11 protein-coding genes are annotated in these 12305 nt (G+C 50.1%); 1 reads left to right on the top strand and 10 read right to left on the bottom strand.

Going from position 1 to position 12305, the window contains the following annotated elements:
* Positions 1-40: 40 nt before the first annotated feature.
* Genes QSJ47_RS00155 through rplU form a run of 9 tightly spaced genes read right to left on the bottom strand, consistent with a single transcriptional unit; the run spans position 41 to position 7533 of the window.
* Positions 41-913, bottom strand: coding sequence for a bifunctional riboflavin kinase/FAD synthetase (locus QSJ47_RS00155; RefSeq protein ID WP_221271621.1), 873 nt, complete (start codon positions 911-913; stop codon positions 41-43).
* A gap of 3 nt (positions 914-916) precedes the next feature.
* Entirely contained in the window at positions 917-1882 is a 966-nt protein-coding gene (obgE, locus tag QSJ47_RS00150; RefSeq protein ID WP_285602072.1) for a GTPase ObgE, read from the bottom strand.
* 16 nt (positions 1883-1898) lie between these two features.
* The gene (locus QSJ47_RS00145) at positions 1899-2669 is read right to left on the bottom strand and encodes an ABC transporter ATP-binding protein (RefSeq protein WP_285602071.1); all 771 of its coding nucleotides are present in this window, start codon (positions 2667-2669) and stop codon (positions 1899-1901) included.
* Positions 2663-3520 (bottom strand): ABC transporter ATP-binding protein, encoded by an 858-nt coding sequence (locus tag QSJ47_RS00140; RefSeq protein ID WP_285602070.1) that lies wholly within the window; start codon positions 3518-3520, stop codon positions 2663-2665. Before QSJ47_RS00140 ends, QSJ47_RS00145 begins: the two co-directional genes overlap by 7 nt.
* A gap of 1 nt (position 3521) precedes the next feature.
* On the bottom strand, positions 3522-4376 hold the full coding sequence (locus QSJ47_RS00135; RefSeq protein WP_285602069.1) for an ABC transporter permease: 855 nt from the start codon (positions 4374-4376) through the stop codon (positions 3522-3524).
* Entirely contained in the window at positions 4376-5380 is a 1005-nt protein-coding gene (locus tag QSJ47_RS00130; RefSeq protein WP_285602068.1) for an ABC transporter permease, read from the bottom strand. Before QSJ47_RS00130 ends, QSJ47_RS00135 begins: the two co-directional genes overlap by 1 nt.
* Before the next feature lie 2 nt (positions 5381-5382).
* Positions 5383-6945: an ABC transporter substrate-binding protein gene (locus QSJ47_RS00125; protein ID WP_285602067.1), complete on the bottom strand. Its 1563-nt coding sequence runs from the start codon at positions 6943-6945 to the stop codon at positions 5383-5385.
* A gap of 1 nt (position 6946) precedes the next feature.
* On the bottom strand, positions 6947-7207 hold the full coding sequence (gene rpmA, locus QSJ47_RS00120) for a 50S ribosomal protein L27 (RefSeq protein WP_285602066.1): 261 nt from the start codon (positions 7205-7207) through the stop codon (positions 6947-6949).
* Positions 7208-7218: 11 nt separating this feature from the next.
* On the bottom strand, positions 7219-7533 hold the full coding sequence (gene rplU / locus QSJ47_RS00115) for a 50S ribosomal protein L21 (protein WP_285602065.1): 315 nt from the start codon (positions 7531-7533) through the stop codon (positions 7219-7221).
* A gap of 125 nt (positions 7534-7658) precedes the next feature.
* On the opposite strand from rplU, the gene flgL reads away from it, so the two are divergent.
* Positions 7659-10193, top strand: coding sequence for a flagellar hook-associated protein FlgL (gene flgL / locus QSJ47_RS00110; RefSeq protein ID WP_285602064.1), 2535 nt, complete (start codon positions 7659-7661; stop codon positions 10191-10193).
* An 11-nt stretch (positions 10194-10204) separates the two neighbouring features.
* Here flgL and QSJ47_RS00105 read toward each other — a convergent pair whose 3' ends face one another.
* On the bottom strand, positions 10205-12274 hold the full coding sequence (locus QSJ47_RS00105; RefSeq protein ID WP_502875102.1) for an LTA synthase family protein: 2070 nt from the start codon (positions 12272-12274) through the stop codon (positions 10205-10207).
* Between the last annotated feature and the right edge of the window lie 31 nt (positions 12275-12305).

Below are 12305 nucleotides of genomic sequence, written 5' to 3'. Positions count from 1 at the left end.
GCCTTTAGTGGAAAGTGGGGCTATTCTAACAAACTTGCTCTTACTCGGGCTTTAAGAGGGCTTTGGCTTGCTGTAAGTCCTTACTGATTTGTACCTTCAAATCGGGCAGATTGTCAAAAAAGACATTATCCCTGATTTTTTGGATAAAGGACACCTTTAGGGCTTTGGGGGGGGTGGGTAGGTGGGCGTTGATGAGGTGGGTTTCTAGGGCTAAGTGCCTATCTGTGCTCAGCCTCTCGCCTAAAAAGCTCACACCCGCATAAATTTGAGAGCTGCCCTCCAGCTGCACCTGCACGGCATACACCCCAAAGGCGGGCAGTAGGGCATTTGGGGGAATCGCCATGTTGAGTGTGGGGTAAAGTTGGTTGCTGCCTAAGTGTTGCCCTGAGATCACCGCCCCCTCTAGGCTAAAGGGGCGGGTGAGAAACTGCGCAGCGAGCGCAACCTCACCCCTCTTAAGGCAGGTGCGGATATGGCGGGCGTGCAAGACCATGCCCTTGATTTTAAAGGCGGGCATGATCTCTAGGCAAATTTGGGGGGGCAAGAGATTTTGCAAAGTTTGCGTGTCTCCCATTTTATTAAGCCCAAAGTGAAAATCATAGCCCACAACAATTTTTTGTAAATGCGGGCATTTAGCTAACAAGAGCGCAACAAACTCCCCGGGCAAGAGCGTACAAACCTGTTCTAAAGGCAAGAAATACACCCTCTTGGCATGGGCTTTAAGCAGGGCGATGCGCTCTTTTAAGGAAGTCAGCACCCCCTTAGTCCTCTGCCAATCCACAATCAGCACCGCCCCCTTGTCGTCTAGCAAGCTCAATAATTTTTGGTGCGCCAAATGCACGCCGTCAAACTTGCCTATGGCTAGGCTCGTGTTCTCTGTATCTTTAAAATCTTTAGCAAAAAAAAGAGGCATATACTAGCCCAAATGCAGGGCTTGGGTCAAAAGCTGCAATAACTGCCCCGTGTTTTCAGTCGTGGCGGCTGAAATGGGCAGCACAAACTTAGCCTTTGGGTCGCTAAATTCGGGAACTTGTCCTGTATCCATTTTGTTTAACGCCACGCCAAAATCTTTTTGCGCTAACTCACTAGAGAAGTGTGCCAATTCGTGGCGGAGTTGCGTGTATTGCTCTTGGACATCGTAAGTGGTGTCGAGGACAAACAATAAAAACTTCGTGCGCTCCAAGTGGCGCAAAAAGTCTAGCCCCAAGCCTTTGCCCTCGCTTGCCCCGGAAATGATCCCGGGAATATCCGCCATCACAAACTCTTTAAACTGCCCAGCCTGCACCACGCCCAAATTGGGGATTAGGGTTGTGAAAGCATAGGGGGCGATTTTAGGGCGGGCGTTTGAGAGCACACTAATGAGCGTACTTTTACCGGCATTTGGAAAGCCCACTAGCCCCACATGGGCGATGAGCTTGAGCTCTAGGCGCAGGTTTAGGCTCTGCCCTGCCATGCCCTTTTGGGCGTAGGTGGGGCGTTGTTTGGACGCGCTCTTAAAGCGCACATTGCCAAGCCCCCCCTTGCCCCCTTTAAGCAGGGTGATTTGTGCCCCACTCTCCACTAAATCGCAGAGCAACTCCCCCGTATCGGCGTTGAAAATTTGCGTCCCGGGAGGGATAGAAATCACCAAATCCTGCCCCTTTTTGCCGCTGCAATTTTTAGGCCCCCCGGGCGCGCCATTTTGCGCCTTGTAGTGCTTCTTGCCCCTAAAGGCACTCAGTGTGTCGCTGTTGCTATCCACTTTAAAGACAATGTCGCCCCCATCGCCCCCATCGCCCCCATCCGGTCCGCCCTCCATGACAAACTTTTCGCGCCTAAAGCTCACACAGCCCGGCCCCCCCTTGCCCGAAGCCGCCACAATCTCTACGCAATCTACAAACATTGAAATAGAACCCTTTTTAGTCTTTGAATCGTTGTAACATTTTGTCTAGGTGGGGGACGGCGTTTAAAAGCTTCTTAGTATAGGGGTGTTTGGGGTTGCCTAGCACACTCTCTACGCTGCCCTCTTCCACAATCACACCCCCCTCCATCACCAAAATGCGATCGCTGATGTGCTCCACCACGCCCAAATCGTGGCTAATAAAAAGATAGCCTAAGTCCAGCTGGGCTTGCAAGTCTAGAAGTAAGTTTAAAATCTGCGCTTGGATAGACACATCTAGGGCAGATACCGGCTCATCGCAAATGAGCACTTTAGGCTTTAGGATTAACGCCCTTGCAATGCCGACTCTCTGCCTTTGTCCTCCGGAGAATTGGTGCGGATACCTTGTCGCCCACTCCTCTTTTAACCCCGTTTGCGCCATGATTTCTAGCACCCGCTTGTGCCTTTGGCTCTTGCTTAAATTCGTGTTTAAGAGCAAGGGTTCGGCGATGATGTCTTGGATACGCCAACGGGGGTTAAGGCTAGAGTAGGGGTCTTGAAAGACCATTTGCACGCTTTGGCGGTAAGCGTGCCACTCTTTAGCCCCAAACTTGCTTAAAGGCTTGCCCTCAAAGAACACCTCTCCCTCGCTGGCCGGCTGCATCCCCACGCAAATTTTAGCCGCCGTGCTCTTGCCACACCCGCTCTCACCAACTAAGCTCAAAATCTCTTTAGGCTCTAGCGTGAAGTTGATCCCTTTTAGCACCTCCAGCGCACCATAGGATTTTTTGAGATTTTCTGCTCTTAACATCGTATCTCTTTGGGGAAATCTAGGTAATTGACATTTTCATCCACGCTAGCTAGGCGGACTTTTCTTTGCCCGGGCTTTGGGATCGCCTCTAATAATGCCCTCGTGTAGGGGTGGCGTGGGTCGTTAAATAGGTCTTTGGCGCTGGCTTTCTCCACCACCTCGCCCTTGTAAAGCACGACCACGACATCGGCAAGTTGTGCGACCACGCCCAAATCATGCGTGATGAACAGCATGGCCATTTGCTTGCTTTGTTGCAGGCCTTGCATTAAATCTAGGATTTGGGCTTGGATTGTAACATCTAGGGCTGTGGTGGGCTCATCGGCGATGAGTAGATCCGGCGCACACGCCATTGCCATTGCGATCACCACCCTTTGGCGTTGCCCTCCGCTCAAATTGAAGGGGTAGGCGTTGAATTTATCTGCCCCAAGCCCAACCTGCCCCAAAGCCTGCATGCTCTTCTCTTTAACTTGCGCCGCGCTTAGGGTGGGCTGGTGGATTTTAAAGACCTCGGCGACTTGGTAGCCAATCGTGTAGCTGGGGTTTAAACTTGTCATAGGCTCTTGAAAGACCATGCCAATTTGGCTGCCCCTTAAGGCCTGCATTTGCTTGGGGCTAAATTCTAAAAGGTTTTGCCCCTTAAAGAGAATCTGTCCGCCCACGACCTTGCCCGGGGGTTTAACAAGCCCCATGATCGACCATGCGCTCATGCTCTTACCGCTCCCACTCTCGCCCACTAAACACACACTTTGCCCGGGTGCGACTGAAAAGCTCACCCCATCCACGGCTTTAATCAGCCCGTTCTTGGTGGAAAAGTAGGTCTGTAAGTCGGTAACTTCTAAGAGATTTGCCACGCTAAGACCTTTTGGGATCGAGCGCATCCATGATCGCATCGCCCACAAGGTTAAAGCCCATCACGGTTAGAAAAATCATGCACCCCGGGAAGACTAAAGTCCAAGGTGAAGTGGTGATGAATTGCAAAGCGTCCATGAGCATCGCACCCCACTCGGGGCTGGGTGGCTGGGCGCCTAGCCCCAAAAAGCTTAAACCCGCCGCTTCCAACACCGCCCCGGCAAAGCCCATAGTGGCTTGCACCACAAGTGGGGCGGTGCAATTAGGCAAGATCACCACAAACATTAAACGCCCATGCGAAGAGCCGTTGAGTTTGGAGGCTTGGGTGTATTCTTTTTGCTTTTCTGCCAACACGCTAGCGCGCACAATGCGGGCAAACCCGGGCACGCCCACGATCCCAATCGCCAGCATGGCATTGGTGAGCGAGGGCCCCAAGATCGCCACCACGATGATGATGAGTAGAATAGAGGGCAGGGAGAGCATGAGGTCCATAAAACGCATGGTGAGCATGTCGATCAAGCCGCCAAAGTAGCCCGCCACAAGCCCAAAGATGACCCCAAAGAATACGGCAATGCCCACTGCGACTACGCCAATGGTTAAGGAAATGCGCGCCCCATAGAGCAGGCGCGAGAGAATGTCGCGCCCCAAATCGTCCGTGCCCAGCCAATGCGCCCTACTGCCCCCCTCTACAAAGAAAGGCACCACAAGCCGTGTTTTAGCGTCTTGCAAAGTGGGGTCATAGGGGGCGAGCATGGGAGCAAAGAGGGCGCAAAAGACCAACACCACAAGCAAAAACAGCCCGACTAGACCGGCTTTGTTCTGTTTAAAGTTCTCCCAAAAGGCCTTGAAACGCTCCATTAACTCAGCCTGATCTGCGGATTGATGAAGGCGTAGAGAATGTCCACAACTAAATTCGCCCCCACGAAGATCACCGCCACAATGAGGCTAGAGGATTGGATGATGGGAAAATCCCTTTGGTTCAAGGCATTGACCATCCAGCGCCCCACGCCCGGCCACGAAAAGGTGGTTTCCGTGAGGATACTGCCCGCCAAAAGCCCGGCGAGCATGAGCCCCACCACGGTGGTTACTGGGATCAAGGCGTTTCTTAGGGTGTGGATAAGGATCACGCGCCAAGGGGGGCAGCCCTTGGCTTGTGCAGTGCGCACATAGTCCTCTTGCAAAACTTCGAGCATGCTCGCGCGGGTCATGCGCGCGATGATGGCAGTGGGGATCGTGGCTAGAGCGATGCTAGGCAACACCAAGTGGCGCAGCGCGTCAAAGAAGGCGGGCAAATTGCCGGCGATCAAACTATCGATCAAATAAAATCCCGTGGGTCCGTCTAAGTAGTAGGCATCGTTGAGCCGTCCAAAGACGGGAAACCAGCCCAGTTTCACGCTGAAAAAATAGATCAGCATTAGCCCTAGCCAAAACACGGGCATGCTCACCCCGGCCAAAGCAAAGCCCATGCTAAGATTGTCAAAGAGGCTATAGCGTTTAATGGCGGCTAAAATGCCTGTGGCTAGCCCCACAATAAGGGCGATAAAAAGCGCGCTTAAAGAGAGCTCCAAAGTTGCCGGGAAGCGTTGTAAAAACGCCTCGAACACACTCTCACCTGAGACTAAAGAAGTGCCCAAATCTCCGTGCAAAATGTGGTTTATGTAGCTCAAATACTGCTCTAAAAGGGGCTTGTTTAAGCCCATTTGCTCCCTCAAGGCTTCTAGGGCTTCCTTATTGGCATGTTCGCCTAAAATCACCAAAGCCGGATCGCCCGGGACTAAATGCACCATGGAAAAAACCAAGACACTCACCCCAAATAAAGTGGGGATCGTCCATAAAATCCGCTTGAGCAAAAAAAGCAACATTTTTATTTAGAGAAGTAGACATGCGCAAAGCGGTTGATCTGCACCCCACTCACTTGATAGCCTTGCACACTCTTAAGCCGCGCCACAATGCTATAAGGGTAGGCTAGGGGCACCCAGGGGGCGTCGTTGTGGAAGACCTCTTGGGCTTTTTGATAAAGAGTGGCGCGTTTGGCTTGGCTGGAGAGATATTTGGCTTTTGTAACCAGCCTAGAGTAGGCATCACTCTTATAAAAAGAGCCGTTGCGCGTGGGGATCTCTGCCGCCGCCTCTTTGCTCCATAGAATATATAAAAAGTTGTCCGGATCGGGCGTGTCTGCCTTCCAGCCACTGAACGCCATTTTATGCTCGCCCATCGCCACTTTTTTAAGGTAGGTCCCCCACTCAAAAAATTCAATCCTCACCTTAATGCCGATCTTTGCCAATTGCGCTTGTATAAACTCGGCGGCTTGTTTGTTGTATTTGGAGGCGGTAAAAAGCGTGGTTTCAAAGCCATTAGAGTAGCCCGCCTTGGCTAAAAGCTCTTTGGCGACTTTTAAATCGTAGCCATAGGGTTTTATATCCTTGTTATACCCCCACATGGAGGGGGGCATGGGGTTGATGGCCGGCGTGGCGTAGTTTTCATACACGATTTTGACATAATCTTGTGTGTTGATGGCGTGGTTGATGGCTAGGCGCACGAGGCGGTTGTCAAAGGGCTTTTTCTCTAAATTTAAACTCATCCAAGTTACAAACAAGCCGGGTTTTTCATCCACAGCGATCCCGGGCAAGCTTGCCAAGCGAGGGATTTCGTTGCGATTAGGCGCGCTAATGATAGACACCTCCCCTCTTTGCAAAGCTAGGGCACGCACAGAGGGGTTAGGGATCACCCTTAGCACCACGCGGTCTAAATGCGCCTTAGGACCCCAATAGTCGTTGTTTTTTAAAAGCACGATTTTATCGTCCCTAAACCAGGTCGCTAATTTAAAAGGCCCCGTGCCTATGGGCTTTCTAGTAAGCTCATCCTCTTTATTTAGGTCTTTTAAGTGGGCGGCGTAGTCGGCACAAAGCACGCTTAAAAAATCCATGCCCAAATCCGCCAAAAAAGGGGCTTCGGGGTGTTTTAAGGTGAAGCGCACCGTGTATTTATCTAAGGCTTCGATTTTTTTAATGATGGAGGACATGCCCATGCTCGCCCAGTAGCCATAGGATTTTGCCCCTTTGTAGTAGGGCACTTTCCCCGTCTGCCGCTCAAAGGAAAAGAGCACATCTTTAGCGGTGAGCTCAGACTTTTCATCCCAGTAGCGGGTGGTTTGGAAGTAAACCCCGTGGCGTAAGTGGAAGGTGTAGGTGAGGCCATCTTTAGAAATCTCCCAGCTGCTTGCTAGGGCGGGCTCAATCTCAGTCGAGCCGTATTTAAAGCGCACTAAAGTTTCATAAATATTTGAAGTGGCGGCATAACTCTCCCCATCCACGACCAGCGCCGGGTCCATCCCCGAGCCATCCGCCCCCCTGGCGTAAATCAAGGTCCCGCCCTCTTTAGCCCACAAGCACAGACAGCTGAGGCAAAAAAGGGTTAGACTTCTCATATCAAGCCAATTTAGGAAATACGGAAACTTGTTTGCGGTGTTTGTCTTTGTGGCTGAAGTGCACCACGCCATCGATCAAGGCAAAAAGGGTATGGTCTTTGCCCAACCCCACATTTTTGCCGGGGTGCACTTTTGTGCCCCTTTGGCGCACAATGATATTGCCCGCCCTCACAAACTCTGCTCCAAACTTTTTAACGCCTAGTCTGCGCCCCGCAGAGTCGCGGTTATTCTGGGTGCTACCCTGTCCCTTCTTGTGTGCCATGCTTTAATCCTTTATGCTACGATTTTTGTGATTTTGACGCGGGTGAAATCCCGGCGAAAGCCTCGTTTAGTTTTGCTGTCCTTGCGGCGGCGTTTTTTAAAGATCACGACCTTTTTGCCCCGCCCCTCGTTGATGACCTCCGCCTCAATTTGCGCTCCACTCACAAAGGGGCTGCCATAGGACATTTGTCCCTCTTTAGCAACGGCTAAAACTTCGTGGATTTGAAAATGCGTTTTAGGCTCTAAGCCCAGCCTGTCTAGCAAGACAACATCGCCCTCTTGCACCTTGTATTGCTTGCCCCCATTTTTAAAGACCGCATAAAACATATCTCCGCCTAAAATTAGAAATTAAAATTAGGGTCTATTCTAGCACAAGAAACCTAAAATTTTTCCTTAACGAAGTGGTATATATATTGCATGTTTGTATGGTAGATAATTGAAAAGGAAGTCTTATGCGCATCACCGATGGCAACCGCTACAACCAAATCAACTACTACCAAAATGCGCTCCAAAATAAGCTCAACACCGCCAACAACCAAATCGCCTCGGGGCTTAAGGCCGAGTATGGCTACCAAAATAGCCAAGTCAATAACCAAAACTTGAAATACGGCTTTGAATCCAACACCCTCGATCAAGCCCACGATGTCGCCCAAAGCGCCTACACTTCCACGCTCAACACCGACAAAGCCCTAACCGAGCTCTCCAGCACGATGGAGCAATTTAAAACGAAACTTATCCAAGCTGCCAGCGATGCACACTCCACGACCTCCCGCCAAGCCATCGCCCTAGACTTGCAAAAACTCAAAGAGCACATGATCAATGTTGCCAACACCTCGGTGGGGGGGGAGTATATTTTTGGCGGGAGCAAGGTCGACCGCCCCCCCTTTGATCAAGCGGGCAATTACTACGGCAACAACGAAAATTTAAACGCCCTGGTTGGCTCCAATAATTTAATCCCCTACAATGTCAGTGGGCAGAACCTCTTTTTAGGTAAAGATGTGGACCGCCAAAAAATCATCACGGCCAACATTAAAAAGCTCAACCAAAGCAAGTTGCACCCGGATATCATGGACGCCTACAACCGCACCCAAAACCCGCAGGAAGTCTACATCAACGCCCAAGACACGCTGCGCGATCTTATTGGCGACACCGACAACGACCCTAGAAATGACAAACCCGAGATTTTTTATTTGCAAGGGGTGCGCCCCGATGGCAGTGCTTTTAAGGCGAAGTTTGCGCTGGATAAGGGCTACAATAATAAAGACGATGCCACAAGAGTGCAAGATTTGCTCGATCAAATCGGTAAGGCGTATGGCAACACTTCCACAAACCAAGTCGTGCAAGTGTCCTTAAACGCATGGGGGGAGATTGAGATCAGAGATTTAACCCCGGGGCGCGCCACTTTAGACTTTCATATGATCTCTAGTGATAAAAATGTAGACAATTTAAATGATTTGTTCGCAAGTGGGGCAAGGGTGAGCACCTATGTAAAAAGTGCATTTGTGGCTAACCGCTCGCTAGAGAGCTTGCAAAGCACGCTTTACCCCTACGATCACCGCATGCACGACATCAAAAGTGCCTTCATCACCACAGATGACAACACCCCCGCCACCAGAAACACCCCCTTAAAGGACATTCTAGGTCCTAGTGTGGCAAGCCTTAAAATTGAGGGCACGCGCCCCAATACGCCCGATGGTCACGTGGATGAAACCCCTCTAGAGCCCTTGATTTTAGCCATCACCCCCAACACCACCATGCAGGATTTAATGGATGGGATCAAAAGCCACTTTGGGGGCAAGCTGGATGTGGAGCTCTCTAACGATGGACATTTAAGAATCGTGGACAACAATGTCCGCAACAAGGCGCACGATAGCAACAAACCCCCTTTTGATGGCCCAAGTGGCTTTAGCCTTAAAATCACCAGCCTAGACGCAAAAGGTGCGCCAACTAAAGCCCTGCCCCTAGATTACGCCGACACCTACAAGCAAACCTACTTCAGCCGCCAAGGGGCGTATTTACACAGCAATGTGTCCCAAATCGTGCCTAAGAGCATGGATTATGCCACAGGAGCAAGCACCCTAGCCTCTGTGATGGGCGCAAAAATCACCCAACAAGACTACACCATGGTGCTTAAAGACGACAACGGCGTGGATATAACCGCCCAGCTGCACCTAAGCCCCGGGGGGGCATTTTTAGATCTGCCCAAAAAAGAGGGCGGGGTGTATCACATTCCCCTTTATAATAGAGATGATAAAACCCCCAGCTTGACTAAACCCAACGACTTCACCTACCGCCAGCTGATGGATGCGATGAGCCTAGCCTTTAATTTCAGTAACAGTGACCCCAAGGAATACGAGCAAGCCCAAAGCAACGCCCCCTCTAAGGCGAGCAAGGACGCGTTTTTATCCCTCTTAAAACAGGCGGATGCAAGGGTGGATGTTAGCCTGAATGATCGAGGGCAGGTGCAAATCCACGACAAAATACACTCCCAGACCCCCATGCAATTTATGTTTTACGACAACAAGGCGAGCGACTTTAGCCCCGAGAGCTTAAGACGCGACACGCCTGCCATCCGTCTTAATGCCAACAACGCCCCCACGATCGACACCCCCCACATCCACTTTTTCAAGCAATTAGACCAAGTGATCCAAGCGGTAAGCGAGGGGATCGACCGCCCTGATAGCTTGCAAGGCTATGGGCCAGAAATGCGTAACATTGGGATACAAAATGGGATCGCCTTGATCGATCACTTGAGCGATCACATTGAAAAGATCATCGCCTCCAACGGGGCACACAGCCGCAACTTCTCCCATGTCATGCGCCGCAACGAGGTGTTGAAAAACCAAGTCGAGTCGATCCGTGCCGACACCACCGGCACCGATGTTGCCCAAACTTATAACAAGTTCGCCCAACTGCGCAACAATTACGACGCGTCCTTAGCCTCAGCGAGTAAAATCAACCAAATGAGCCTCACAAATTACATGTAAGCCTCAAGCCCCTATTTTAAAATGGGGCCTTTAAAGAGATAGTGCCAGCTAAGGCCATTGGCAATTTGTTTTTTATCCTTAAGTTCCTTAGCTAGGGTGGTGTCTGCCTCTAAAAGCGGGGCTTTCACCCATGCGTGCTCTTTGACATACAAGAGCGCGCCGCTATCTGTATAGACAAAATCCAGCCCGCTTTTTTGGCTCTGTCCTGCCACCGCCTCAAAGCCTAGGGCAAAATCCTTAGATTGCCCCCACACAAAAGGTTTTCTAATGGCGCAATCTTTGCCACCACTGCTCGCGTTGCTAAAAAGGGGTTTGCCAAAGCTCGCGTATTTGTAGCCCTTGGGGGCGACCAGCTCCATGATTGTGGGGGCGATGTCTATGTGCGACCCGATGCATGTGGCAAGTTTGGGTGTGAGGCTGGGGGCATAGATGATTAGGGGCACGCTCTTGGTCCAATAGTAATTGTCCTTGGCGTAAATAAAACTGCGGTCAAAGTGATCGCCGGTGATGATAAAGAGTGCATTGGGGAATTTGGCACTGGCTTTTTTAATGAAGTCCACTAGGATTTTGTCATACCAATACACATGCCCTAAGAAAATTGCATCTGGCATGTTTTTGTCCTTAGAGTGGGCGACAAAGTCTTTGATCTTCTCTATAGGCACGCCAAAGGCTTTTAAATTGACATTGCGAGTGGGGTGGTTACTTAGGGTCATCACCATGCTAAAGGTTTTCTTATCCGTGGGGGTGTTGTTTAAGATGTAATCAAAAAGCACATTGTCGTGCACGCCCCAGTCGCTTTCTAAGGGGCTGGGGTAAGCTTTGGGGTTGATCTTTAGTTGTTCTTTTGCAAAGTCTGTTAAATAGGTGTTGAACACAAAATGATCAAAACCTTCTTTCTTGCTGAAACGATCGAGCCTATTCCAAATCCCGCTGCCCCCATAGTAAAAGGTGGTGTCAAAGCCTAGCCCCTTCATTTGGTTACCGATGGCAGTGGGTAGGCTTGGGATATTCACGCTCATATTGACAAAGTTCGTATCGTTGAGGTCAAAGAGCCCCGTGAGCTGCACATCGAGGCTTTTAACCGTGCGTCTGGCATTTTCTATGAATAGGGGGAAGATAAAGCCGTGTTGCTGGTCATTGAGGCTCTTTAGGGCACTGACTAAGTGGATCGCATCAAAGCGTGGATCGAAGTGCCAGCTAGAGAGCGATTCGGACACGATGTAAAAAACATGTTGGATCGTGGGGGGAGTAGGGTTTTGGCTAGTGTGGCTTAAGAGTTTTCTTAAATCTAGGGGGAGCTTGGTGGTGGGGGGCAGATTGAAGTAGTCGATACTGGCTTGCAATAAGCTTTTATTAGTGAAACTAGAAAAGTGGATATTTTGGCTACTCTTATAACCCTTAAAAACCAAATAAAGGTTTCTAAAAGCCCCTATGGTTACTTGGCGCAAAAAGGGGTCTTTGGCAGGTTTAGTGATGAGATCTAGCGACACTTCAGTTAAAGCCAAACGCGAGTTAATGCAATAAAGAGTCCACACAGAGAAACTAGCCACTAAAAGACCGCACACGGGCTTAAAGGGTAGGCTTTGAAACCCACTAGCAAGTTGCTCCACTTTATGCGCAAATTTATGGTAGATAAAGCCCACCAGTAGACTACATACAATCCACACAAACACTTTAGTGGGGATATGGTATTCGCTATGCAAAGCCATGCCCATTAAGATTTTGGGGGTTTGGTTAAACGCATCTAATAAATTCATGTCGAACGCCACGCCATAAATCTCGTAGTAAGTGATGTTTGCCACTTGCAAGAACAAACAAAGGACCAGCACAAATAGGGCAAAAATGTGGGCGGCTTTGGCACGCACTAGGGCAAGGATTAAGAAAATCAAAGAAGCCGCCGCCGCAACTCTATTGTCGTATTTAAAGCCATCTTTGAGCACTTGAGCGATTTGATCGAAGGGTAGGGGGTGGCTAAGCGCGCCCTCGTAAAGCCCGCTATAAAGAATGAAACCTAGACGCAGTAGGCTTAAAAAGAAACTCAAAAAAAGGCTAAAAGCAAGGGCAGTTAAAAGGGCTTGGATTGCCCGTTTAGCCCAATCTAAACGGGGAGGC

It is taken from the genome of Helicobacter sp. NHP22-001, from assembly GCF_030270165.1.
GTDB classification, from domain to species: domain Bacteria; phylum Campylobacterota; class Campylobacteria; order Campylobacterales; family Helicobacteraceae; genus Helicobacter; species Helicobacter gastrofelis.
Note: the sequence above shows the minus strand (reverse complement) of the source record. Positions and strands in the feature narration are given on the sequence as shown.